The following is a 25,932-nucleotide window of genomic DNA, read 5'->3' as shown; positions in this document are numbered from 1 at the left end:
TCCCATATACTTCTGGTTCTCTTTTACCTAAAAGATTGAGATTTGCCCCATTGATAATCATTATTTTTTTCATATCTTATCTTTCTTCTTTATTTATTACCTCTCTCACTTTATTTAAAATTGCCTCTATCGTAATCGTCTCTATTGCTTTATCATACCCTTTAGGATATTTTTTACCATAAACTGAAGTAGGAACAAGAGGAAAACGTGTTCTATCTGCCAAAAGAGCATTCTCCATTGGCTGGGCATACGGATAAAAACCAGCGTATGGATGGGTTACCCCCCAAATAGTAATCGTTGGCACTCCATACATAGCCGATAAATGCGCATTACCGCTATCCATAGCCACCATTACATCTAAGCGCGAAATAAGCTCTAACTCTTGCTTAAAAGAGAGCTTACCTACCATATTCTCAGCATTAGGTAAGCATATTTGCTTTACTTTTTCCTCTTCTTTCTTTCCTCCTCCAAATATATATATTTTACCATTAGGATATTGTACTGAAAGTTGCTGAATCACTTCACACATCTTCTCAAAAGGGTACTGTTTCCCCTCATACGAAGCAAAAGGAGCCACCCCTATATTCACTGTTTCACTTAACATTCTTTGTACTGTTTCACTTATATCGGGAGGTGAAAGCAGATAATCTTCTGTTAGATCTATAGGGAATCCCAAAGTAGCAAACACATCAGCATAACGCTGATAAGAAGGCTTTAGAGGGTGAAATGACTTAAAACGGTAACGAGTAAGTGCCTGTTTTTCTATGCGCCCCTTATTTATTTGGGCAAAAGGTATCCCACTTCCTTTGAAATACAATCTCAAAATATTAGTACGCAATACGTTATGAATATCAGCCACTCCATCTATTCCTTTAGCTTTCAACTCCTTATACAGTCTATAGAGTCCGCATAATCCTGCGTGTTTGCCATTTAGCTCAGGCGAAAACACTTCCAAATTAGGAATATGTGCAAACATAGGAGCAAAGAGTGGACGCGTAACATACGTAATTTTCACCTCTGGATATTGGTCAGCAAATGCAGTTACTATGGGTACACTGATAGCTACATCTCCCATTGCTGACATTCTAAAAATAGCGATATGTTCCATTTTGTTTTGGTATTAAATATTTTATTGTTACTTTTGGCAGCTGAAAGACACCTACTTGTAATCAAAAAACAGGGTTAACTATAGTGCAAATGTAGTAATTATTTTTTAATTTTTATATATTATGAAGCATTTATTTTTAGTTTTTTTTATTGCTCAATGCATCTGGGCGCAAGAGCCAAGTGTTTTTGACTTTTCTAAGAGTCTACGCATCGACTTCAATTTGCTTACCGACGCCCAGCATACTGAAGTACTTTTTCAACAACTGAAGAAAGAACCATATTGGGGTGGCCCCACTCATCAGCTTATTGCACCTAACTGGGGTAGTTTCCGATTGCTGGTATTAGATGGTTCAAAAATCGTCTTTTCAAAAGGTTTTAACTCACTTTCTAACGAGTGGGCTGCTATCGATGAGGCTAAAAACGAAAAACGCCTCTTTTATCACGCTATTCAAATCCCGTTTCCTAAAAAAACGCTAAGGGTACAGATTGATCAACGTGACCGTGAGGGTATTTTTCACCCACTTAGTAGCTGCGAAATACGTCCTGACGATTATTTTATTAAGGTAGAAATGCCTATCAATTACCCTTCAAAAGACCTACTAATAAACGGCTCCCCTTCTGAAAAAGTAGATTTGGTTATTCTTGCAGAAGGTTATACAGCTGCCGAAGCCGATAAGTTTTATGCTGATGCCCAGCGTATGACCGACTATATGTTCACCATTCCTCCTTTCGACAAGCTCAAAAAAGACTTCAACGTACGTGCTATAGCAGTACCTTCTGCTGAAAGTGGCACTGATGTACCAGGTAAAAACATTTACCGAAACACAGCGTTCAATTCTTCTTTTTATACTTTTAATCAGGAGCGTTACCTCACTACCAACAGTCTGAAAGAAATAGCTGATGTAGCGGCTGCAGTACCTTATGACCAACTATATGTATTAGTCAATACCCCTATTTATGGCGGAGGTGGTTTTTACAATCATCTTAATTTAGGCACTGCCGACAACGAACTCTCTGAAAAGGTGTATATACACGAGTTTGGACACGGTTTTGTGGGACTTGCCGATGAGTATTACTACGATTGGGATCCTACTTTTCAGGATATGTACAATCAAAAAATAGAACCGTGGGAAGAAAACATCACCACTTTAGTTGATTTTGGTAGTAAATGGAAAGATATGGTGCAGAAAAATACGCCTATCCCTACCCCTCGTACCAAAAAATACCAAAAAGTAGTAGGTGCTTTTGAAGGAGGAGGCTATACCAGCAAGGGGGTTTATAGCCCTATGCAAGACTGCCGTATGAAGTCTAATGAGCCTAAAGGTTTCTGCCCTGTCTGCGAAAGAGCCATACAGAAAATAGTCAATTTCTACACCAAATAAAAACAGCGTACAAATAAAAAACTTTGCCAAAGTCTTTTACTTCCTTGGCAAAGTTTTTTATTTTTATCTTCTAATCTTTTGGCAAAATGCCTTTACTATTTCTGCCGAAATCCTACCTGCTTCTTCTACAAATTCGTTATACGAAATTGCATTACCTTCGCCTGCCTTGTCTGATATAGCACGAAGCATCACAAAAGGGACTCCTAACAGATAACAAGTTTGAGCTATAGCAGCAGCCTCCATTTCTACCGCTTTAGCTTGCGGAAAAGTATTAGCTATCTGCTGCAAACGTTCAGGTGATGAAATAAAAGCATCACCACTAACTACTTGCCCATAATGCAAGCGATACTGATGTTGTGCTGCTACTTCTTTCAGTTGTGCTGACCATTGAACATCTGCTATAAAAGCGGGAGGCATCTGCGCCTGCTGCCCTATTTCATAACCAAAAGCCGTTACATCTACATCGTGATGACGTACTTCAGTAGCTAAAATAATATCGTACACTGAAGTATCAGCTAATCCTCCAGCAGTACCTGTATTAATAATAAGTGAGGGGTTATATTTTTCTATTAACAAAGTAGTAGCTACTGCAGCACTCACCTTACCGATACCCGAAAGTAGCACTACTACCTCTGTACCACAGAGTGTCCCCTCATAAAATGCAAAACGCCCTATCTTTGTTTCCTTACAATCTATAATGGCAGCCCTGAGAGTATTAATCTCCAGCTCCATAGCTCCTATAATTCCTATCATTTGATAAATAAATTAAAAAGAGGGACTGTTCAATCTCTAAAGAACAGCCCCTTACTATAAATATGAACTTTATCTATTTCTTATTTTCTACCAATAATGGTTTCATATTTTCAGTTATATATGTTTCTGCCTTATTACCCTCGGCACTATATATTATAAGAGCCTTTATTTCAGGATGTTTAGCTAAAAATTCCTTACTTTTTTCAAGACCTATAAGCATAAACATAGTAGCATACGAATCTGACTCGCGTGCAGATTTGGTAACTACTGTAGCACTAAGCATTTCACTTTCCAAAGGTTTACCTGTTGAAGGGTCGATAATATGCACAAAGCGTCTTCCTGTACCATCTATCCATACACGGCGGAAGTTCTCATCAGTAGAAACAGCCTCATTAGTTAGTTTTAGATTTACTTCAGAATAATTAGAATCCAATTCATAAGGGTCAATCACATTTACTACCCAAGGTTTTCCTTCTACAGTATTTTTACCACTTACTTTTATTTCGCCTGCTACTTTCACCACATAATCATTGATACCCTTTCCTTGCAAATAGTCACCAATTACATCAGCGGTATAGCCTCTTACTACAGACGACAAATCCACTTGAATAGCTGGATGTTCTTTTTTTACATAACCATCAGCCCCTATTTGCACTTTGTCAAATCCCACATATTGTTTTAGGCTATCAATCTCCTGGTCAGTAGGTAGTTTAGAAATAGGTTGTATCATCTCACGACCAAATCCCCATACTTTTATAAGTAACCCCACTGTTGGGTCATACTTTCCTCCACTTTCTTTCCATATCTCACGAGCAGCTGTATATACTTTCTTAAAGTGTTCATCTGCTTTGATAGGCACATATCCCTTATTAATTTTTGAGACAATAGACTCTTCGTTATAAACAGAAAGTGAGTTATCTATAGTCCTCACTATTGAATCAATAGAAGACTTTAAACTAATGGTGTCTGTAGAGATGTATTTAACTCGGTATTCTACAGTTCCAGCTACACCTTCTATTTCTTGATATTTAGGAGTTCCTTTTTTCGAATCACAAGAGAATAGTAGAAGTCCTCCTAAGCACAATGTTAAAATTCTTGTTTTCATATTTGCTTATTATAAAAAATTATTTAGTTTTTTTATTAGTGAATTATTAATTTTTCAAATGATTTCGTCTTATAGGTTGCTTCCTGATGCTTGTCATCACTATACACTAATAGTACTGCTAAATCAGGATGTTTTTCTAAAAAAGCCTTGCTTTTTGCAAGTCCCATCACCATAAACATAGTAGCATATCCATCGGCTAACATTGTTGAGGGGGCTACTACGGTAGCACTTAGCACATCGCTCTGGGTAGCCCTACCTGTTAGTGGGTTGATAGAATGCACGTATTTACGCCCATTGCTATCTGTCCATACTTTTCTATAATTACCAGAGGTTGCCAATCCTTGGTTAGTAAACTGAATAGTAGCGACCAAATCGCGATCATCTAATGGTTTTAACGGATTCTCAACGCCTATTGTCCAAGACTTATCTTCAACTGTATTCTTACCTTTTAAGTACATTTCGCCAGCTATTTCTACTATGTAGTTCTTTATTCCTCTTGCACTTAAATAGTTAGCCACTACATCCGAGGTGTAGCCTTGGGCAATAGCGTTGAAGTCAAAAAGTATTTCAGTATATCGTTTTTTTATAAGATTCTTTTCTGTAATCGCCACTTTATCAAATCCTACATATTTTCTAAGACTATCTATCTTTTTATCAGTAGGAAGGTCTGCTTCGCTTATTTTTTGTTTACCAAATCCCCAAGCATTTACTAATACACCCACTGTAGGGTCAAACAGTCCTTCACTTTCTTGCCATATCTGCTGCGAAGCTTCAAACACTTTTCTAAAATGCTCATCTACCACCACCGTAGTATCTCCCTGATTAATCTTCGAAATAGCCGAATCAGAACGGTAGGTAGACATTGAGCGGTCTATCACTTCAAGTATTGAGTCTATGGCTGGTTTGAGATTTTCATCGCGCTCAGCTATGTACTTGATGTGGTAAGTAGACCCTTGTGCCTCTCCTTCTATTAAGTATACTTTTTCGTTTACAGAAGGTTGGCAGGCCACCATTACCATAGTAAGTATAAACACTAAATATTTCATTGTTTAATCAATATTGTGCGCAAAGATATATTTTTTATTTATTCCCTCCAAATTTTTTGTTAATTATTTTCTAAAAATTAACATTCCTACTTATTATTGTTTTTTACATAGTGGTAAAATTTCTTGCGGTACTATCCGATAGCGTTCTATCTCTTCTGCTGTAAAATGCGTTGAATAGATTATTTCTTCTACCTCAAACCCCACTTGTCGCAACCTATCAAAGTAATCCAACCCGTACACGCGTACGTGGTCGTACTGTCCAAAAATGCGAGTACGCTCAGCAGGGTCGGTGATGGTATCGTCTTCAAAAGTATGTGCCCTATTTATATCTTGGGGTACCTGAAATATTCCCCAGCCTCCTTTTTTCATTACGCGGTACAATTCGCGCATTGCTTGTGCATCATCAGGGATGTGCTCTAACACGTGATTGCAAAATATCACATCAAAACTATTATCTTCAAAAGGCAAAGCACACAAATCGGCTTTTACATCTGCCAAAGGCGAATAAAGATCTGTGGTGATGTAGGTCAGATTTTTCTGGTTTTTAAAGCGCTTATAAAACGCCTGTTCTGGGGCTACGTGTAGCACTTTCAAAGGTTTCGAGAAAAAATCAGTCTCTCGAGTAAGGTACAACCACAGCAAGCGATGCCGCTCTAACGACAAAGTAGAGGGCGAAAGCACATTGGCACGCGGACTACCATAGCCATAAGGCAAAAACTTCCTAAATGTTTTTCCATCAATAGGATCTTCATATTTTTTACCTCTCAAATATAGTGCCAAAAAAGGACGTACCCAATAACTCATTTTTATTAGGTACGGACGTGGTATAGTGTTTAAAATGTATTTAATTACCGACAAATTCTAATAGTTTTTAGTTTAACGATACAAGGTAAGTCCAAAACCTTTCATTTCAGCAGAATAAACAGGGTAACACACCATCTGAACAGAAGATTTTTCTTCAGCTGAAAACCATTTAGAAGTATAGGGCAAAAGCCAATAAGCGGCACGAGTACTAAGGATACCTATTCCTGCTCCTACGCACACATCACCTGCCCAATGGCGATTATTATGCAGACGCATACCTGCTACTACAGCAGAAAGTGCATAGCCGCTAATTCCTATCCATACACTTTCGTCTTTATACTCCTGCCAAAGCATTTCCATTCCTGTAAAAGCTGTAGCTGTATGTCCCGAAGGAAAAGAATTATAGCTACTGTTGTCAGGGCGGCGTATGCGTGTAGTGTATTTTACTCCATTTACCAAAGCTGCCATAATAGCATAAGAGGTAGCACCTACTATCAACCGTTCTTTCACCGTATGTTTGGGTTTAACGCCAAAATTGCTAAGCGCAAAAGTAGTTGTTATAGGGGCATATTGCAGGTAATCATCAAAACGGTGTTTCTGTCCTCCCGAAAATCTATAAGCGTGTCTTTGCACATACCTATTAATATAGGTAGCATTAGAAATAAGTCCTAATGATATAAGCGATGCAGGTAGCAATACTTGCTGTACACTTGGTTTTTCAGTTGTCAATAGCGAAGAGGGTAAAGCTATCGACAGACTATCGTTTTGTGCCTTTACTGAAGAGATGAGAATAAAGCAAAATGCTATAATAAAAAACAATACTTTCATTGGCTATCAATCATTTTACTACCAGAAATAGTACAAAAGTACTGAACCTACTATTATACGATAGATACCCCACACTTTAAAACCAAACTTAGTAAGTATATGTATAAAAAACTTCACTGCTATCATCGCCACTACAAAGGCTACCACATTGCCTATAATAAACAACCAAAAAGACTGGTCGCTTGCCATAATAAGCTCATAACCTTTTTGTTGTACCGTACCTTCAGCACCCCATTTTTTTAAGAAAAGCGAATAAACGGTTACAGCTAACATTGTCGGAACAGCCAAGAAAAAAGAGAACTCAGCAGCAGCCTTGCGCGAAAGCCCTTGGGTCATACCCCCAATGATAGAAGCTGCAGAGCGCGAAGTACCAGGCATCATCGCCAAGCATTGCCAAAAGCCTATTATAACTGCTTTCTTTACTGAAATCTCTTTTTCGTTATCAATAACAGGATTTTTAAACCATTTATCTACAAATATTAGAATAATCCCCCCTATAATAAGCACAATAGATATTACTTTTTGATTGCCCAATACCGCTTCTATCTTATCATCAAAAAGTTTTCCTAATATCAAGGCTGGCACTACTGCACAAGCTAACTTAATATAAAAATTGAAGTTAGAAAAGTCAAAGAATTTGCGCCAATATAGCACTACTATCGATAAGATAGCCCCAAACTGTATAGATACCTGAAACATTTTCAGATATTCATCTTCAGGCATTCCCATCAAGCTGGCGGTAAAGCCCATATGGGCTGTTGATGAAATAGGAAGGTACTCAGTAAGTCCCTCTACTATAGCGATAATAATAGCTTGTAGTGTATTCATTATTTATTTTCTTCTTTTTGAGTTTCTTTTTTAGTAGGGTTGAGCAATATAGCGTATATTTCTATGGCAAAGCCCAAAAGCACTAAAGCGGGTGCTAAGTGAATACGTCTAAAGTCAAAAATTGACGCATCAAACACTGCAGGATTATCGCTACCACCTCCACTCATCAGCAAAAAGCCTAGCGTTATAACAGCTAAGCCTATCGCCATAAAAATATAATTTTTCTCTTCAAAAATAAGGGTTGAATGATGTTTCATTATAATTGTATTTTTTCAATTTTGAATTATTCGCTAATTAGTAATACAAATCATTGGTGTTTAGGTTTAAAAAACGCTGAGTAGCAAAAAAAGTACTACCCCAACTGATAAGAATACCTATCAGCAATACACCTACAAATACTATCAATAGTACACTACTGTCTATCAGCACTCCAAACTCAGGATACGATCTAACAATAGCCAAAAGAGAAAGATAGAAAAAGCTCATTGCTATTAAGGCACTTAATATCCCTAAGCGTACATTAGTGCGTATAAACGGACGACGTATAAACCCACGCGTAGCCCCTACTAACTGCATTGTCTTGATAATAAAACGCTTAGAGTAAATAGAAAGCCTAATTGACGCATTGATGAGCAACACCGACACAAAGGTAAAAAGGGCACTAAAAACTAAAGTGATTAACCCTATTCTATTCACATTATCGTGAATGAGTGCTACCAATGATTGATCGTATATTACTTCGGACACAAACGAATTTTGCTCTAATTCGTGTTTAATTTCTTGCATTTTATCAGGCTCTGCAAACTCAGCTTTCAGACTGAGGTCTATAGCATTTCGCAGCGGATTGGTGCCAATAAAAGTAACAAAATCCTCTCCTATATCCTTACTAAACTTCTCTGCTGCCTCATCTTTCGATATAAACTTCAGCTCTTTTACATAATCAGCTACTGATAGCGTTTTCTGCAGTTGGGTAATATCAGCTGCTTTAGCATTATCCTTTATTTGCACAGTTACTGTTACCTGCTCTTTGAAATGGTCAGCTATTTTTTTAGTACTGAGTACCAAAAAACCAAAGAAAGCCAACAAAAACAACACCAAGGTAATACTTACGATAACCGAAAAATAAGAGGTGAGTAGTCTTCTTCTGTTAAATGAATCTATCGAACGCGACATTATAATAAGTTTAATAACGGGGCAAAATTACAAAATAATTACAAATGACAAATGATAAAGCACAAATTTTTTCCCCGTTTCAATCAGGAGAGGAGGAGGTTGACGAAACGAGGAAAAAATAAATATGAATAATAATCTATGAGTTCTTTTCTGTTTTGCGGCGTTTTTTCTCAGCACTTAGCAGTGTAAGCTCGCGTCCTGTTTGTCCTGCCACTGAAGTATTTTCTTCAGCACGGCGTATCAAGTAAGGCATTACCTCGCGCACAGGACCGAAAGGCAAGTATTTAGCCACATTATACCCCTCTTTTGAGGCATTGAAGCTAATATGGTCGCTCATACCATACAATTGGGCTATCCAAACACGTTTATCGTCTTTAGCAAGTCCTTTTTTAGCCATTAAGTCCATAATAAGAGCAGCACTTTCTTCGTTATGAGTACCTGCAAAAAGTGCAATACGGTCGATATGCTCTATAATATAGGTAACAACTGCATTATAATTATCATCAGTAGCCTGTTTGCTAGCACATATAGGGGTAGGATAGCCTTGTTCAGCAGCGCGTTCGTTTTCTTTTTCCATATACGCTCCACGCACTACCTTCACCCCAATATAGAAACCATCAGCTACTGAACGCTCATAAAGTCCTTTTAGGTAAGGCAGACGGTCGTGGCGATACATTTGTAGCGTGTTGTATACAATAGCTTCTTCCTTGTTATACTTGCGCATCATCTCTTCCACCAAGTCATCAGCGGCAGTCTGCATCCAGCTCTCTTCAGCATCTACTAAAATAGGGAGTTTATACTCATAGGCTTTCTTACAAGCAGCATCAAAGCGCTGCTTTATCTTTTCCCATTCTTTTTCTTCATCAGCGGTTAAGCTCTTGCCTTCAGTAATTTTTTGGAAAATAGCAAAACGCCCAAATCCTGTAGGTTTAAAAACTACGATAGGGATACCATCATTGCGGTGTTGGTTACCAAAATCAATGGTTTCCATCGTTTTCTGAAAGGTAGCTTCAAGAGAGGCTTCATCATCTTTCCCTTCTACCGAATAGTCAAGCACAGACCCCACCCCTTTGTTATGCATTTTTTGGATAACAGGTAGGCAGTCTTGCTCCGAAACGCCCCCACAAAATTGGTTAAACACCGTACTGCGAATCATTCCTTCTACAGGTAGACGGAGCTTTAGCGAAAAATTGGTAAGAGCAGTACCCATATTGATAAGGGCATTGTTACCGATGAGTTTAAAGAGCCAATAAGCCCAATTTAACTCTGATTGGCTTTTGAGTTCAAAAGCGGTCTTAGTGTCAGAAAAGCGATTTTCCATAATTGTCAATTATCAATTGTTAACTATTAATTGTTAATGTGAGGCAAAGATATCATTTATTTTTTTAACAAACAAATTTTTCTTTAATTATTTTTCCTTACCATATCTGTCGTTCAACATTAACAATCAACACTAACTATTAGCTATGTATTGCTCTGTTCTCGGTAGCAGCAAGAGCGGCTTCTTTTACAGCTTCAGTAAAAGTTGGGTGTGCGTGACTGATGCGCGCTATATCTTCAGCACTGGCTTTAAACTCCATTGCAGTTACAGCTTCGGCTATCATATCGGCAGCTCGCGCTCCTATAATATGTACCCCTAATACCTCATCGGTCTTAGTATCAGCTAATATTTTCACAAAACCATCAGTATCCATACTAGCACGAGCACGACCCAAAGCACGGAATGCAAATTGTCCTACTTTATAAGTTACTCCTTCAGCTTTTAGTTGCTCTTCGCTCTTGCCTACTGAAGCTACTTCTGGCCAAGTGTAAACAACGCCTGGTATAAGATTGTAATCAATATGAGGCTTTTGCCCTGCCAACTGTTCTACTACCAATACCCCTTCTTCTTCAGCTTTATGCGCCAACATAGCGCCGCGCACCACATCGCCTATAGCATAGATATTAGGTATATTAGTCTGCAAATGGTCATTTACCACTACCCTACCCCTATCATCTTTGTGTACGCCAGCTGCTTCGAGGTTAAGACCTTCGGTATAAGGACGGCGACCTACAGCTACTAAACAGTAATCGCCTTGCAGGCTGAGTTCTTCGCCCTTAGGAGTAGTTGCTTTTACTGTTACCGTAGCTCCTTCACGGGTTACTTCTTTCACTTGGTGACCGGTATAAAAATCAAAACCTTGCTTTTTGAGTACTTTAGTAAGTTCTCGCCCTAAACCTCTGTCCATTGTAGGGATAATACTATCGGTATACTCTACTACTGATACTTTTGCCCCTAAACGACTATATACTTGTCCTAATTCTAAGCCTATCACTCCCCCTCCTATCACTATTAGATGTTTAGGAACTTCTTTTAGTTTAAGTGCCTCGGTAGAGGTAATCACACGCTCTTTATCGAGAGAGATAAAAGGTAAAGAGGCAGGTTTAGAGCCTGTAGCTATAATAGTATATTTAGCTTCGATAAGCTGTTCGGTAGCATCGGTTGCTGTAATCTTTATTTGGGTAGGCGACACAAAAGAGCCTACTCCTGTAAAGACTTCTACCTTATTTTTGTCCATCAAGAATTTCACACCTGCACAAGTTTGCTCTACCACAGCCGCCTTGCGTGCTATCATTTTCTCTAAGTTGAGGGTTACCTCGCCAGAGAGTTCAATACCGTGTGCGTCTAAATGCTTAAGGGTATCTTCGTAGTGATGAGAAGAATCTAACAAGGCTTTAGAAGGTATACAGCCTACATTAAGGCAAGTGCCGCCTAAAGTGTTATATTTTTCTACAAGGGCCGTTTTAAATCCTAATTGCCCTGCGCGTATAGCAGCCACATAGCCGCCTGGACCTGAACCGATGATAACGATGTCGTAGGTTTTCATACTATATTGGTTTTTTAGATTTTTTTATTTTCACCGCAAAGTTAAATAAATAATCTGAATACACAAAATAAAGTAAATAAAAAAAAGCTGCCTTATCACTAAGACAGCCTTTTCACTATGCAAATAAAGTTAAACTTTTACTTTTTATGCTCTTCTTTGTTATCAGAGCTCACCGATTCATCTTTTACAGTATCGTAAATGATTGGTGCTGCCACAAAGATAGATGAGTAAGTACCTACAAATACACCTATAATCATAGCGAACATAAAGCCTCTAAGGGTTTCACCACCAAAGATAAAGATGGTTACCAATACGGCTAAAGTAGTAAATGAGGTGTTCAAGGTACGGCTAAGAGTAGTATTAAGGGCGTGGTTAATCTTTTCGCGAGACCAATGTGGCTGACGCATTACCTCCCTAATACGGTCGTAGATAATCACCGTGTCGTTAAGCGAGTAACCTACTACTGTAAGAATAGCCGCTATAAACGCTTGGTCGATTTCCATATTAAATGGCATTATGCTGTAGGTTAGCGAGTAAATACCCAATACCAATAGCACGTCGTGAGCTGATGATACTATCGCACCCATAGAGAACTGCCATTTACGGAAACGGAAGAGGATATACAAGCCTATCACTATAAGTGAACCTATTACTGACCAGAAGGCACTACTCTTAATATCTTCTGCTATGGTAGGCCCTACTTTCATTGACTGCATAATACCGACCTTATCAGTAGAGGAAGCTTGTGCAAAACTTTCATAAGAAAGCCCTTGTGGTAAGAAAGATTGTAAGCCTTTGTAAAGGAGTTGTTGTACCTCGTTATCTACTTCAGTACTTTCTTCTTGTACTTTATATTTAGTAGAGATTTTCACTTGGTTAGGAGCCCCAAAAGTCTTCACCTCTACATTACCTAAATCCTTTTTCAACGCTTCGGCTACTTGGGTAGGTACTACTTCTTTTTCAAAACGCACTTGGTAAGTACGTCCTCCTACGAAGTCGATACCTTGGTCAAGACCACGAGTGAAAAGCGAAATAATTCCTATTACAGAAAGAGCAATAGAGATAACATAACCCACTTTGCGGTTGCCTATAAAGTTCAAATTAACATTCTTGAACCAGTTTTTAGTAACAGAAGTTACAAAAGTAAGTGGGTGACGTTTTTCTACGCTATAGTCTATAAGAAGACGAGTAATAAAGATAGCGGTAAAGAGCGTAGTAAGAATACCGATGAGCAAGGTAGTTGCAAAACCTTGAATAGGGCCACTACCGAAGAACAAAAGTATCAACGCTGTCAGACCTGTAGTGATATTAGAGTCTAAGATAGACGATAAAGCGTGCTTAAAGCCATCAACTACCGCTTGGTCAGTACTTTTACCTTTAGCTAATTCTTCCTTCGAGCGCTCAAAGATAAGTACGTTAGCATCGACCGCCATACCTATAGTAAGCACGATACCCGCAATACCCGGTAAGGTAAGCACTGCCCCTATACTTGATAGCACTCCAAAGATAAGGAGAATATTCACCAATAAAGCTATATCAGCATAAATACCCGCACGACCGTAGTAGAACACCATCCAAGCGAAGATAAAGATAGTAGCAATAAGGAATGAGTTCATACCGCTGTCGATAGCCTCTTGCCCTAATGAAGGTCCTACCACTTCAGACTGTACGATGTCAGCCCCTGCAGGCAACTTACCAGCACGAAGTACGTTAGCAAGGTCGATAGCCTCATTAAGAGTGAAGTTACCGGTAATTTCAGAACGACCTCCTGAAATAGCACCTGTGGTTACCCCTGGTGCTGAATACACTATATTATCAAGTACAATGGCTATATTGCCGCGTTCAGTAAAGGCTTTGCCAGTAAGGGCTTCCCATATACGAGCTCCTTTACCGTCCATTTGCATTGATACTGATGGTTGGTTGCGCATATCATACCCTTGGTCTGCTTGGGTAATCACGTTACCAGTAAGGGCAGGAGTGTTATCGCGGTTGCCTTTGAGCGCATACAACTCAATCATAGAAGTTTTCTTGTCTGGTTTGCCCCATACGAATTTCACATATTGCAAATCAGCAGGTAGCAAACGTTTAGCTTCTGGTGAATGCAAGTAGCTATTCACCTGCATTGTATCTTTAAGATTTGCTGTTAAAAGTACAGGACTTTCGTAACGAACAGGGCTAGCCAAATCGAAAAGAGGATTAATAGTGCCTTTAGCAGGTACTGAATCTTTCTTCACATCAGTAAGAAGAGAGTCGATAGTGCTACCTGTTTGTGTATTAACCGCTAAAGTATCTTTAGTAGAAGTAGTTTTAGCTACTTTAGTAGTTTTGAGTTGCTCGTTAAGAGCTTCTAAGTAAGGATATACATCTCCGTTCTTATAAGTTTCCCAAAATTCGAGTTGAGCAGTACTTTGTAAAAGGGCTTTTACACGGTCGATATCTTTAGCTCCAGGAAGCTCGATAAGTATACGACCAGAGGCACCCAAGCGTTGGATATTAGGCTGAGAAACCCCAAATTTGTCGATACGTTTGCGCAATACCTCGAAAGCTGACACGATAGACTCATCAACTTTGCGACGGATAATAGGGCGCACCTCGCTATCAGACATTTGGAAGTTGATTTGGTCACTAAGGGTTTTATTAGCAAACACATCAGGTGAAGCTAATTTACCACCGTTTTTAGCGTAAGCTTCGAAGAACAAATCCAAGTAGGTTTTGTCGGTTTTGCGCAGCTGAACATCCGCTTCGGCTAATGATTTGTTAAAAATGGGGTCTTTAGAATTGTTAGCCAACCCTCTAAGGATATCTTTTACTGAAATCTGTAGGATAACGTTGATACCCCCTTTGAGGTCGAGCCCACGGTTGAGCTCTTTCTCTTTAACTTCAGCAAAAGTGAACTTAGCTATACCGATGTTATACACATCTTGCCCCAACATTGAGTCTAAATACTTTGCTTCGACTGCTTCGCGCTTAGCGATATAATCGGGCTGAGTATTAGACACTTTAGCCGCAGCAAACGCTTTGGCTTCGTCTTCCACTCTACCTGCCACATACGTAAATGAAAGCTGGTAAATACTTACCAACCCAAATAGTAGGGCAAATAGTTTAATAAGTCCTTTGTTTTGCATTTTTTTAAATGAATTACTTAACTTTTTATCTTCAAACGGCAAAGGTACATATTTTACACTAAATACAAAATATTTCTTAAAAAAAATTAGTGTCTTTTTTTTGTAAGTATTATAAATCAGACAATTAGATAATTAGCAAATTTGTAAATTAGCAAATTAGTAAATTCGCAAGGTTTTGCGGTTTTTATTGTTAATTTGACAAAGGCGTTTCTTCAGTGTGTCTATATTCAAGCTATATTCATTGTATATTCAACCTATAGCCAAGCTATCATTGCCGATTTGTCAATTTGTCAATTTGGCGATTTGGTGATTTGCCGATTTGTAAATTTGCGAAGAATTCTTGCTTATTCAAAAATTATTCGTATATTTGTGCGATTTTTATAAAAACTAAAAACTAATATTATTATGGCAAAAGCAGGAAATGTATTATTAGGGCTTGCAGCAGGTTTAGCTGTAGGCGTAGCTGTTGGTGTATTATTTGCACCCGACAAAGGTGAAGAAACCCGTAAAAAAATAAAAGACGGGGTGAGTGATAAGGCTGATAAGCTAAAACGCAAATTGGAAAAACTAACCCAAGAAGTTAGAGAAAAATCAGGAGAGGTAAAGGAAAACTTAGAAGAAAAAGTAGAAAACTTACTTTCTAAATCGAGCTATAAAGCTGACGATGTAATTACTTTCCTTGAAAAGAAATTGGCTGCCCTTAAGGAAGCTAACGCTAAGTTGCAGAAATAAGCTATTATGTCGTTTCACTCGATAAAAGAATCATTTAAGGAAGTTCCTACAAAAGCAACTGATGCTCTTGATGCGCAAGTGGCCTATTATAAGCTATTCCTTTTTAGGTTTATAGCCCAATCATCTACAGGCTTAATAACTTTTTTTATAGTAGCTTTTGCGTGTTTGTTGATGCTATTCTTCATATCGATTGCTGCAGCTTATGCAGTAGGTGAGGCTGTAGATAGCATAGCGTGGGGCTTTGTTATTGTAGGGACTTTCTATATAATAGTAGCTGCGGGAGCTTTCTTCTTCCGCAGGGTACTTATTGTGAAACCTTTGCTAAGGAAACTGTCGGAAATTTACTTTAAAGCAGCACCTGATGATGATGAAGAATAAAATATACGAATCATTCGAGGCAATTGATAATGACCTAAAAATACTGAAACTCGAAAAAGATATTCACGCCCTTAAACTATCGCGTCAGCTTTCTGTTTGCAAAGAAGAGATGACGGTAAGCAACCTGTTAGCGGGCACGTGGTTTTCTATCTTTTCTCCTAAAAAAAGATGGCTCAGTTTAGTGATGGAATACGCCCTATTTTTCCTATTTAGAAAAAGATGAGTAATAGTATTGTAAAGAACCTCGATTGGGTGTCGGTGATATTGTACCTATTATTGGTAAGTTGCGGGTGGATAGCTATTTTTTCAACTACTTATAGCGACCTGAAAGCTAGTTCTATATTCGACCTCAATCAGTTCTACGGAAAGCAGTTGCTTTTTATTGCCCTTAGCTTCTTGCTTATCCTCTTTATCTTGGCTATAGATAGCAAGTTGTACATTAATCTGGCAGTAACTTTTTACTTGATAGCCATTGTATTGCTGGCGGGACTGTTCGTCTTTGGAAAAGAGACGAATGGGGCGCGGGCGTGGTATGCTATTGGCAGCATCACGGTGCAGCCGAGCGAGTTTGCCAAAGTAGCTACTGCTTTGGCTTTTTCGCGTTATGTGAGCGACATTCACACCGATGTGCGGCGCATACCTGACTTACTACGCGCCATAGCTATTATTTGTGTACCTTCTTTTCTTATCTTGCTACAGCCCGACGTAGGGAGTTTATTGGTATTCTTCTCGCTACTGTTTGTACTTTTTCGCGAAGGAATGCCCTCTGCGCTCTTATTCTACCTATTTTTAGCAGGGGTAGTATTTGTTTCCTCCTTAAAATTCGGCACTCCACTTACTCTGTTAGCCTCTGCCTTATGCATTGGCTTCTACGTTTTTTGGCATAAACGCCGTACCAATCGTATACCCTTTGCCAATTTGTTCATACTCAGTGGCATCTGTTTAGTAACAGCTTTGGCTACCCACCCTGCCTATGAGAATGTGCTAAAGCAGCACCACCGCAACCGTCTAAGCCTATGGTTGCGCTTAGAAACTGACCCTCAGAAAATAGCCGCAATGAAACGCGACTTTGCCTACAATACGAATATGGCTGAATCGGCTATTACCTCGGGAGGTACTTTGGGCAAAGGTTTTTTACAAGGCACGCGCACCAAAGGTAGCTTTATACCCGAGCAACACACCGACTATATATTCACCACCATTGGCGAAGAATGGGGCTTTGCGGGTACTACGTTAGTGGTTGTCCTTTTTGCGTTACTCCTTCTGCGGTTGCTACAGTTAGCCGAACGACAGAAAACCAAATTTAACCGCGTCTATGGCTATTGCGTAGTGTCGATACTCTTTGTACACTTCTGCATCAATATAGGTATGGTTATCAGTCTTATCCCTACTATAGGTATCCCCCTACCCTTCTTTAGTTATGGAGGTTCAGGGCTATGGGCTTTCACTATATTGCTGTTTATCTTCCTCCGTTTAGATGCGAGGTAATGAGTCAATTTGCCGATTTGCCAATTTGTCGATTTGCCAATTTGTCGATTTGCCAATTTGTCGATTTGCTAATTGTCGATTTACTAATTTGCTAATTTAATTATTATGTACAAAGAAAAATTAGAGACCGCTACACAATTATATAAGCAGTACCACCAACAGTACAATGCCGTTGCTTTTGCAAGGTTGATAGACCTATTATTTGCAATAGCTATTGGCTACAAGGCTATAAACGAAAGTTCGTGGCTATGGGGCTTTTTAGCAGCTGTGATGATAGTGCTTTTCTTCTTACTTATTGGCAAACACAAACAAATAGCGGTAAAAAGACGCATTGCTAAGGCAAAAATAGCCATCAATGAGCGCGAAATAGCCTTTATAGAACAAGGCATCTACCCTGCTGACAATGGCAAAGATTTTGAACCTGCCCAGCACCCTTACGCCTACGACTTAGATGTATTGGGCGAAAAATCATTGTATCACTACCTCAACCGTACCCATACTTACTTAGGACGCAAACGCTTAGCCGAACAGCTATTGTACCCCAAAGATACTGCCATACTCGCCCACCAAGAGGCAATTAAAGCTCTAACCCCTCAATTAGCTTGGCGACAAACTTTTATGGCACACGCTGAACAGATAGACGACAGTCCTTCTTTCTACGACCGATTGCAGCAATGGGCAGCAACCCCTACCCCACCAATGGGCAAATTTACGCGTGTTTTTACAGTGATTTCACCTATAGTCTTCACTCTTTCGGCAATTTTAGGCTATATATACGACTACGAAGTGTTAAAAAGCATCGCTAAACTACTACTCACTATAAATTTATCGGTATTTTTCTTCTACATCAGCAAAATAAACAAAGAAAAACTCGGTTTTGAACGCACTTATGCTATGCTTTATGCTTTCAAATCGTGTATATCTTTAATAGAAGAGCGTTTCCCAGAGAAAAACCTGCAAACTAGCAAACCTATAGCACAACTTTCGCGCTTATTAGACGATTTAGATAGTGTAAGCAACATATTGGTCTCTATTCCGCTCAACGCTTTCAGCTTTTACCACCTACATCGTTATAGAGCTTTACAAACGTGGAAAGCCACCTACAGCAAAGAGGTATTGCCATGGCTCGAAACTGTAGCTGACACAGAAGTGCTGTGTAGTTTTGCTAATTTTGCTTACAACTATCCTCACCTTGTATATCCTACCCTAAATGAAGCTTATCGGATAGCTTTTGAAGCCGTAGGCCACCCTCTTATACACGAAAAAGAGCGTGTAACTAATGATATAGTGTTAGATGAAGCACATTTTGTACTCCTAACAGGCTCGAATATGTCGGGTAAGAGCACTTTTTTGCGTACATTGGGTATAAATATGCTACTTACACAGCTTGGATTACCCGTTTGTGCTAAAAAAGCTGATGTACACCCACTGCCACTATTAGTATCAATGCGGTTATCAGACTCATTAAGCGATGGTAAGTCGTATTTCTTTGCTGAGATAAATCGTATAGAGCAAATTATGGCAGCTCTAAAACGCGAACGCTGTATGGTATTATTAGATGAGATACTACGCGGTACTAACTCTGAAGACAAGCAGTACGGTACTATAAAAATCATTGAGCGACTACTATCGCTAAAGGCGATAGGCATTGTTGCCACTCACGATATTGAGGTATGTCGCCTGAGCGAACAGTACCCCGACCGCTTAGTAAACAAATGCTTTGAGTCAGACATCAGCGAAGGGGTATTGCACTTTGACTATAAACTACGCGAAGGTACCTGCCAAAACAGAAACGCTACGTTCTTAATGCGTGAAAGAGGAATCATTGCATAACGAGAGGTAAAACGCTTAAATTTTGCTAATTCGCAATAGTTTTATATCTTTGCAAAACATTGACCACTAACTATTAATAATTTATTCACTAAAAATCATTATTTCTATGAAATGGGAAGGAAGAAGACAGAGTAGCAATGTAGACGACCGACGCGGTATTAGCGGTAAGGGAGGTCTGTTGGCAGGCGGTGGTATCGTGGGTATCATCGTAGTTTTACTGCAGCTTTTTGGCGGCGAAACAGGGCAACAAGTTGCTTCAGTGGTCAATCAGGTAGCTGGTGGCAACCAAACTCAGCAAACAGAACGCGTAGAGCTAACTGCTGAGCAGAAGAAAATCGGTGAATTTACCGCTACTGTGCTTGCCGATACTGAAGATGTATGGGAAAAAGTCTTTGCCAAAAACAGACTTGGAGCGTATGAAAAGCCTACCTTAGTACTCTTTACTGCTAGTGTAAATACAGGTTGCGGACAAGCCTCATCGTCTGTAGGGCCTTTTTACTGTCCGGCAGACCATAAGTTATATATGGATATGGATTTCTTTGAGGAACTGAAAACGCGCTTTGGAGCCAAAGGTGGTGACTTTGCTATTGCCTATGTAATGGCTCACGAGGTAGGACACCATATACAAACGCTTTTAGGCACCTCGCAACAAGTAAGAAGACAACAGCAGGGACTTAGCCAAGCAGCCGCTAACAGGTGGTCGGTAGCCCAAGAGTTACAAGCCGACTTCTATGCAGGGGTATGGGCTCACCATAACCAGAAGTATTTAGATGTAGATGATATTGATGAGGCTCTAAGTGCTGCTAATGCTGTTGGCGATGACGCTATTCAGAAACGTATGCAAGGGCACGTAGTACCCGATTCATTTACACACGGTACTTCTGAGCAACGCAAATACTGGTTTACTAAAGGATACAAAACTGGTGATATTAACGAAGGTAATATCAAAACTATCTATGAACAAACAAATAATCGTTAAGGATTTAGGTCATAAAGACTATAAAGAAACTTGGGACTACCAAGAAAGCCTCTTTGAAGAAATAGTTGAGCTGAAACGCAAGAATAGGGCTGAAAACACTGACCTCCCTACTCCTAATTACTTTCTTTTTGTAGAGCATCCACACGTATATACGCTTGGCAAAAGTGGTCATATAGAGAATTTGCTAATTGATGAGGCTGCTTTAGCTAAAAAAGGGGCTTCTTTTTATAAGATAAACCGCGGAGGCGATATTACTTATCACGGGCCTGGACAGATAGTAGGTTATCCTATTATAGACCTAGAAAACTTCTTTACGGATATTCACAAGTATTTGCGTTCGCTAGAAGAGGTAATCATCAGAACCTTAGCCGACTATGGCATAAAGGGAGAACGTAGTGAAGGAGAGACTGGTGTATGGTTAGATGTAGGAACGCCTTTTGCTCGCAAAATATGTGCAATGGGGGTACGCGCCTCGCGATGGGTAACAATGCACGGATTTGCTCTGAATGTCAATACTGATTTAGGTTATTTTGATAATATTATCCCTTGTGGGATACGGGGTAAGGCAGTAACCTCACTCAATGTAGAGTTATCAAAAGAAAAGGTAGATACTGAAGAAGTAAAGAGATATATACTAAAGCATTTCGAAGAGATTTTTGAAGTTACCATAAAGAAATAAACACTAAAAAAGGCTGTCAGTAAGAATATTGACAGCCTTTTTTGTATCAAATAAATATCTAAAAATCACCGTAATTTACTTGAAAACAGGGTAAATGTAGGTCTTTGCGCCACATATCTACTACTTGATTGCGGTCGTCTAAGAGGAAGTTTATAAAGTACTTCCCTTGTATTTCCTGCTCAAAAAGTTCACGCTTGATGATGTTATCTTTGCGGAAATCATTAGTTGTGCGCATCAGTAGGAGGTCATAATCTATCTGGTGTTTAGCAAGAAAGCGCAAGGTGGGTTCGCGGTATTTATCTTCGCGCCCAGAAAGGAGAATTACCTTATAGCCCTGTGCTTTAGCCATTTGCAATACAGAGGCTACCGGAGCATTGAGCAAATCGTTATCGCAAGTAGCTGCATTATAAGGGTCGCGACCATTGAGCAAAGAGAGCGTGCCGTCTAAATCGCAGATAACCGCCTTAGGCAATGACTCGTCTTGAGTGATATATACCGCTTCTGGTGCTTTTACCTTCTGAGGAATAGGCTCAAAATTAAACTTTTCTAAAGTATGATGCAGATTGCTAACATTCTTCTCGATAACCCCTTTGGGGATAAACTTACCTGTTTCGGCAAAACGTTTGTCGCAACGTTTTACGAGCTCTTCTACAGGGACATCAAATACTTTAAAAGAAATATCAGCATACTCAGTATAAGCGTTTACCATATCTTGAATAGTGCGCAGCGAGGTATTAGTAGCATCAATAAGCACATTGGTATCGCTCTTAAGCAAGGCTAAAACAGAGGCATCGACCATCTTGCTGATGCGCTCTTCGTAAAAAGGTATCATCAGGGAATCGCCAAACTGCATTAAGCGAAAGTCATCACGGTTTACGCGTACCCAATTGTCTTCGGTACGCAAAAAATAACGTGCAAAGGTGGATTTGCCTGAACCAGGTGCCCCCACCAATATAAGTAATTTGCTCATAATCTGCTATCTAATTGATTTTCTATCTCCTCGCCCAAAATACGGTCAAGTACTAAGTTCTTAAATTCATAATTTTCTTCGTGTATATCGGCATAGGGCGTTTGCAATAATTTGGCATTGATAGCCCAGTCGTTTATAGAACACTTCAGTTTTCCTTTGATATTGCGTTTGTTTATCTGCTCTTGTAGTCGGTCTTGGAAATCAACTCCATAGATAAGGGTTAGGTAATCGTTATTGCGCACCTTGAAAGCGGGTGGCATAGCTGGTAAGAAAGCCTTACGCGGCTTTATAACTACCCCTTCTTCTTCATTGGCATTCATCTTATCTACCCAAGCACGAATTTCAGGATATTTAGCTTCAAAATCGGCTTCATCAGCAAAGGTGTAATGGAGAAACTCATCGTCATTAATCTGCTGAAAGCTGAGATTATCATTGACAAATACCTCCGTACCATCGTCTTTTATTTCCTTTAGGATATTAAACGGCTTGAAGTAAATAGGAGCCTCTTTGCCGAAAATATCTAATTCCTTCTTAAACAAGCTGATATTCTTAACATAATTGGGCAAATCGAGGAGCTTCATATCGCGTACTGATTGGTATTGACGAATGATATGATTAGGGTATTTATCTTTTAGTTCCTTACCTGATAGGGCTTTAGCATCGGCTACAAAAGCCTTATACTCAGGTTTCTGGCGTATTTGGGTTATCTTGGCATATAGGTCTGACTGTTGCAAATAGTCGGCGTGTATCTGGTGCGAGATGTAGTAAGCCGAGAACTCGTTGGCAATAAGTCCCTTACCCAAAGCAGACCAAGGCATCAGCTCGGACTGTATGATACGGATAGCGGTATCGCTCCAGCTAAAACGAGCGTGCAAATCGGTAAGGGCTGCAAGCCACTGAGTGCGATTTAAATGGTTGATTTTATAGCCATTACGGCTAACTAAATAACTATCGGTCAGCTCTTTATGCAAGTATATATCGCAATAAGAGCCCATATATTTCTTTTGTACCAAAAGTTCGTTTACCCCTCTATCTACAAACCATCGCAGTCCCTCGTAGAGACTCTCTATTTGGTTGCGCTCTACCGACTTAGGGGCAGGTGAGATAGTGGGTGAAAAGGCATTGATTTTGTTTTTGCAAAACCAATCGATGCGTTTTTTGATAATTGCTTTATCGTCCATTTTAGTTATTTTGATGGCAAAGATAACAATTTTTAAGAGGATATGCAAAATTAGCAGTATTAGTTAAAAATAAATAATAAAAAGGGCTGTCCGGCAAGAAGATTTGTGTGGACAGCCCTTTTCAGAATTAATTAGCTATATGGGTATTTTTAACCTATGATAAATTATCGTTTTTCTCTAAGAGACCAACCGGTTTTCAGACCGATAATGAAATATACCAATAGCAATTCGCCTATAGCTAAAAGCGTATCGCCAGGTACACGCAACCAACGAATAATCTGCATTGTGTCGGTATGCATAAATTCTTCAGAACGCGCTGACCAATAGCCATTTTGGATAGCTTCTACCGCTTGTAAAATTCCTATAGGCAATAGGCTGCCTACTAACATTACAAACAGCCCTATATTGATAAGCCAAAATGACCAACCGAGAATCTTGTAGTTCCAATGACGGTCGGCATACAAGCCGCGCAATACAAAGAGAATCAAACCGATGCCAAGAATACCATATACCCCAAACAAGGCAGCGTGACCGTGAACGGCAGTGGTATTAAGCCCTTGAATGTAGTACAAAGCAATAGGTGGATTGATAGCAAAACCAAAGATACCTGCCCCAAGGAAGTTCCAGAAGCACATAGCTATGAAGCAGTAAATAGGCCATTTATAAGCTTTAATCCACTCGGTTGTTTTAGACAATTGGTAGTTGTGGTATGCCTCGTAACCGATGAGTACCAAAGGCACGATTTCGAGCGCACTAAAGGTAGCCCCTAATGCCAATACCCCTGTAGGTGTAGCACTGAAGTATAGGTGGTGGAAAGTACCCAATATACCTCCTGCTAAGAATACAATAGTAGAGAAAAGTACGGCTGTACTTGCTACTTTGATGCGCAACAAGCCCAAACGAGAGAACAAGAAGGCTGCCACTACGGTAGCAAATACCTCGAAGAAACCTTCTACCCAAAGATGCACTACCCACCAACGCCAGTATTCAGCTATTGCCATATGTGTTTGACGACCATACATTAGTCCCGCACCGTAGAAAGCAGCAATTGCTACTGATGAAAGTACGAACAACAACAATAAATGGCGGCTTTCGTCTTTGCGTTTGAGAGCTGGAATTAAAGCTCTAACCATTAGGAACAACCACAAGAACAAACCTACGAGTAATAGAATTTGCCAGAAACGACCAAGCTCGATATACTCATAACCTTGGTGACCAAAGTAGAAGTTTTCTACTAAGCCTAACTTTTGCATTACTCCCATCCACTGACCGGCTAATGAGCCTAATACTACAATAAGTAAAGCCACGAAGAGTACATTCACCCCAAGACGTTGATATTTAGGTTCGTAGCCAGATACAGCAGGCGCTATATACAAACCTGTAGCCAACCAAGAGGTAGCAATCCAGAAAATAGCCAACTGTACGTGCCAGCTACGAGAAATAGCCTGTGGCAATACTACATCGAGAGGAATACCAAAGAAGCCGCCTCCTTCTACGCCATAGTGCGCTGTAATAACCCCAGAAATCATTTGTACAATGATAAGCAATGAAACAATCCAGATGTATTTGAGGGTTGCTTTCATTGAAGGGGTAGGCTTCATATTGCGCAAAGGATCTTCAGTAGGGAAAGTCTCGCTGGTTTCCTCTTCTTTGTTGCGAGCGTGGTAATACACAAGCAGCCCCACACCAAAGAGAAGCATTAGCACGCTGAAGCCAGACCACATCTGCAAAGAAGTAGAAGGGTGGTTGCCAATGAGCGGATCGTAAGGCCAGTTATTGGTATAAGTAACATCGTCATTAGGACGATTGGTGCTGCACACCCAAGACGTCCAAGTAAAGAAAGCGTTCATCTGCGCCATACGGGCAGGGTCTTTAATCGCATTCTTAGGAATGGCGTAATGGGTACGCGTTTGCTCGAGTGCAGGGTCATCCATAAAGAGTTTGCTATAATAGTTAGCTAACTCTTTAGCTACTTGCGCGCGCTCAGGTGAGAAAATGATAACCCCCGTTTGCTGATTGAAAGTATTGGCACGAAGCTCTTTTCGCAACTGTACCTGATACTTAGCTTGCTCTTCTTCGGGCAGGTCTTTATAGACTTTGCCGTCTTTTTGAGCATACAAATCTAATAAGAGCATAGACTCGCGGTGGAGGTAATCGGCGTTCCAGTCGGGAGCGATGTAAGCTCCGTGTCCCCAGATACTTCCTACGGTCTGACCACCCATAGATTGCCAAGCGTTCTGACCGTCTTTGATGTCTTGCCCTTCATAGAGCGTTTCCCCATCGGTAGTTACGATTTTTTCGGGGAAAGGAGGTGCTGTACGATATATTTCTACACCGAAAAAAATCAGCACCAAGAAAGAGGCTGCCACTGTAGCCCCTAACCAAATCCACAATTTTTTTGCTGTCATAATAAAATTGTTAGTGTTTTTAATTTCGGGTGCAAAGATATAAAAGATATTTCTATCTTGTATAAAAAAGGGAGATTTTTTTTATTTTTCTATGAATCCATTAGTATTCGCTCTGGTAGAGTAGGTTTATTATTCGTCACATACTCGGCTGCGCCAGCTCGCCGACTTTCCTTCGCTCATCTTATACTCATCTTATACTCATCTTATACTCATCTTATACTCATCTTATACTCATCTTATACTCATCTTATACTCATCTTATACTC

Annotated in this window: 24 protein-coding genes; 8 read left to right on the top strand and 16 right to left on the bottom strand. The window is 39.8% G+C overall.

Annotated elements, in window-relative coordinates; all coding sequences use genetic code 11:
- Nucleotides 1-61 (bottom strand): type II 3-dehydroquinate dehydratase (locus HMPREF9074_RS12150; protein ID WP_369700497.1); only part of this gene is annotated, 61 nt, incomplete at its 3' end.
- Between the two features lie 15 nt (nucleotides 62-76).
- Complete coding sequence (locus tag HMPREF9074_RS07395) at nucleotides 77-1,108, bottom strand: glycosyltransferase family 9 protein (RefSeq protein WP_009391297.1); 1,032 nt, start codon at nucleotides 1,106-1,108, stop codon at nucleotides 77-79.
- A gap of 121 nt (nucleotides 1,109-1,229) precedes the next feature.
- Between HMPREF9074_RS07395 and HMPREF9074_RS07390 the strand changes: the two genes are divergently transcribed.
- Entirely contained in the window at nucleotides 1,230-2,489 is a 1,260-nt protein-coding gene (locus HMPREF9074_RS07390; protein WP_009391296.1) for a M64 family metallopeptidase, read from the top strand.
- Between the two features lie 63 nt (nucleotides 2,490-2,552).
- Here HMPREF9074_RS07390 and HMPREF9074_RS07385 read toward each other — a convergent pair whose 3' ends face one another.
- The 11 genes from HMPREF9074_RS07385 to secDF all read right to left on the bottom strand — a co-directional run bounded on the left by HMPREF9074_RS07385 (nucleotide 2,553) and on the right by secDF (nucleotide 15,018).
- The gene (locus HMPREF9074_RS07385) at nucleotides 2,553-3,242 is read right to left on the bottom strand and encodes a 5'-methylthioadenosine/adenosylhomocysteine nucleosidase (RefSeq protein ID WP_009391294.1); all 690 of its coding nucleotides are present in this window, start codon (nucleotides 3,240-3,242) and stop codon (nucleotides 2,553-2,555) included.
- 73 nt (nucleotides 3,243-3,315) lie between these two features.
- Nucleotides 3,316-4,347, bottom strand: coding sequence for an FAD:protein FMN transferase (locus tag HMPREF9074_RS07380; protein ID WP_009391293.1), 1,032 nt, complete (start codon nucleotides 4,345-4,347; stop codon nucleotides 3,316-3,318).
- Nucleotides 4,348-4,382: 35 nt separating this feature from the next.
- A complete protein-coding gene (locus tag HMPREF9074_RS07375) occupies nucleotides 4,383-5,393 on the bottom strand; it encodes an FAD:protein FMN transferase (RefSeq protein WP_009391292.1) in 1,011 nt (336 codons plus the stop codon).
- Nucleotides 5,394-5,486: 93 nt separating this feature from the next.
- Nucleotides 5,487-6,197 (bottom strand): class I SAM-dependent methyltransferase, encoded by a 711-nt coding sequence (locus HMPREF9074_RS07370; RefSeq protein WP_009391291.1) that lies wholly within the window; start codon nucleotides 6,195-6,197, stop codon nucleotides 5,487-5,489.
- Nucleotides 6,198-6,269: 72 nt separating this feature from the next.
- Entirely contained in the window at nucleotides 6,270-7,025 is a 756-nt protein-coding gene (locus HMPREF9074_RS07365; protein WP_009391290.1) for a phosphatase PAP2 family protein, read from the bottom strand.
- A gap of 18 nt (nucleotides 7,026-7,043) precedes the next feature.
- On the bottom strand, nucleotides 7,044-7,853 hold the full coding sequence (locus HMPREF9074_RS07360; protein ID WP_009391289.1) for an undecaprenyl-diphosphate phosphatase: 810 nt from the start codon (nucleotides 7,851-7,853) through the stop codon (nucleotides 7,044-7,046).
- Nucleotides 7,853-8,110: a DUF3098 domain-containing protein gene (locus tag HMPREF9074_RS07355; RefSeq protein ID WP_009391288.1), complete on the bottom strand. Its 258-nt coding sequence runs from the start codon at nucleotides 8,108-8,110 to the stop codon at nucleotides 7,853-7,855. Before HMPREF9074_RS07355 ends, HMPREF9074_RS07360 begins: the two co-directional genes overlap by 1 nt.
- A gap of 37 nt (nucleotides 8,111-8,147) precedes the next feature.
- On the bottom strand, nucleotides 8,148-9,026 hold the full coding sequence (locus tag HMPREF9074_RS07350; protein ID WP_034540150.1) for a cell division protein FtsX: 879 nt from the start codon (nucleotides 9,024-9,026) through the stop codon (nucleotides 8,148-8,150).
- Between the two features lie 136 nt (nucleotides 9,027-9,162).
- Nucleotides 9,163-10,347 (bottom strand): proline dehydrogenase family protein, encoded by a 1,185-nt coding sequence (locus tag HMPREF9074_RS07345; RefSeq protein WP_009391283.1) that lies wholly within the window; start codon nucleotides 10,345-10,347, stop codon nucleotides 9,163-9,165.
- A gap of 139 nt (nucleotides 10,348-10,486) precedes the next feature.
- A complete protein-coding gene (gene lpdA, locus HMPREF9074_RS07340) occupies nucleotides 10,487-11,893 on the bottom strand; it encodes a dihydrolipoyl dehydrogenase (protein WP_009391282.1) in 1,407 nt (468 codons plus the stop codon).
- Nucleotides 11,894-12,030: 137 nt separating this feature from the next.
- Nucleotides 12,031-15,018, bottom strand: a complete 2,988-nt coding sequence (gene secDF, locus HMPREF9074_RS07335; RefSeq protein ID WP_009391281.1) for a protein translocase subunit SecDF — start codon at nucleotides 15,016-15,018, stop codon at nucleotides 12,031-12,033.
- A gap of 405 nt (nucleotides 15,019-15,423) precedes the next feature.
- Between secDF and HMPREF9074_RS07330 the strand changes: the two genes are divergently transcribed.
- From HMPREF9074_RS07330 to lipB, 7 genes are all read left to right on the top strand, one after another.
- Complete coding sequence (locus HMPREF9074_RS07330; protein ID WP_009391280.1) at nucleotides 15,424-15,750, top strand: YtxH domain-containing protein; 327 nt, start codon at nucleotides 15,424-15,426, stop codon at nucleotides 15,748-15,750.
- A gap of 6 nt (nucleotides 15,751-15,756) precedes the next feature.
- Nucleotides 15,757-16,128, top strand: coding sequence for a hypothetical protein (locus HMPREF9074_RS07325; protein WP_009391279.1), 372 nt, complete (start codon nucleotides 15,757-15,759; stop codon nucleotides 16,126-16,128).
- Nucleotides 16,115-16,351, top strand: a complete 237-nt coding sequence (locus HMPREF9074_RS07320) for a DUF6327 family protein (protein ID WP_034540147.1) — start codon at nucleotides 16,115-16,117, stop codon at nucleotides 16,349-16,351. The genes HMPREF9074_RS07325 and HMPREF9074_RS07320 overlap by 14 nt, the downstream gene beginning before the upstream one ends.
- On the top strand, nucleotides 16,348-17,616 hold the full coding sequence (rodA, locus tag HMPREF9074_RS07315; RefSeq protein WP_009391275.1) for a rod shape-determining protein RodA: 1,269 nt from the start codon (nucleotides 16,348-16,350) through the stop codon (nucleotides 17,614-17,616). Before HMPREF9074_RS07320 ends, rodA begins: the two co-directional genes overlap by 4 nt.
- A 105-nt stretch (nucleotides 17,617-17,721) precedes the next feature.
- The gene (locus HMPREF9074_RS07310) at nucleotides 17,722-19,449 is read left to right on the top strand and encodes a MutS-related protein (protein ID WP_009391274.1); all 1,728 of its coding nucleotides are present in this window, start codon (nucleotides 17,722-17,724) and stop codon (nucleotides 19,447-19,449) included.
- A 106-nt stretch (nucleotides 19,450-19,555) separates the two neighbouring features.
- Nucleotides 19,556-20,428: a KPN_02809 family neutral zinc metallopeptidase gene (locus HMPREF9074_RS07305; RefSeq protein ID WP_009391267.1), complete on the top strand. Its 873-nt coding sequence runs from the start codon at nucleotides 19,556-19,558 to the stop codon at nucleotides 20,426-20,428.
- Nucleotides 20,406-21,107 carry a lipoyl(octanoyl) transferase LipB gene (gene lipB, locus HMPREF9074_RS07300; RefSeq protein WP_009391266.1) on the top strand — a complete coding sequence of 234 codons (702 nt, stop codon included), beginning with the start codon at nucleotides 20,406-20,408 and terminating at the stop codon, nucleotides 21,105-21,107. The genes HMPREF9074_RS07305 and lipB overlap by 23 nt, the downstream gene beginning before the upstream one ends.
- Before the next feature lie 58 nt (nucleotides 21,108-21,165).
- Here the strand turns inward: lipB and HMPREF9074_RS07295 are convergent, their stop codons facing one another.
- The 3 genes from HMPREF9074_RS07295 to HMPREF9074_RS07285 form a co-directional block, all read right to left on the bottom strand.
- On the bottom strand, nucleotides 21,166-22,077 hold the full coding sequence (locus HMPREF9074_RS07295) for a phosphatase domain-containing protein (protein ID WP_009391265.1): 912 nt from the start codon (nucleotides 22,075-22,077) through the stop codon (nucleotides 21,166-21,168).
- Entirely contained in the window at nucleotides 22,074-23,258 is a 1,185-nt protein-coding gene (locus tag HMPREF9074_RS07290) for a DNA ligase-like domain-containing protein (protein WP_034540144.1), read from the bottom strand. Before HMPREF9074_RS07290 ends, HMPREF9074_RS07295 begins: the two co-directional genes overlap by 4 nt.
- A gap of 164 nt (nucleotides 23,259-23,422) precedes the next feature.
- Nucleotides 23,423-25,666, bottom strand: a complete 2,244-nt coding sequence (locus HMPREF9074_RS07285; RefSeq protein WP_009391263.1) for a nitric-oxide reductase large subunit — start codon at nucleotides 25,664-25,666, stop codon at nucleotides 23,423-23,425.
- Nucleotides 25,667-25,932 lie beyond the last annotated feature (266 nt).

Origin of the sequence: Capnocytophaga sp. oral taxon 329 str. F0087, assembly GCF_000213295.2 — a bacterium.
In the GTDB taxonomy this organism is placed as follows: Bacteria; Bacteroidota; Bacteroidia; order Flavobacteriales; family Flavobacteriaceae; genus Capnocytophaga; species Capnocytophaga leadbetteri_A.
The sequence above is the reverse complement of the archived record's forward strand: the minus strand, read 5'-3'. Positions and strand labels throughout refer to the sequence as shown.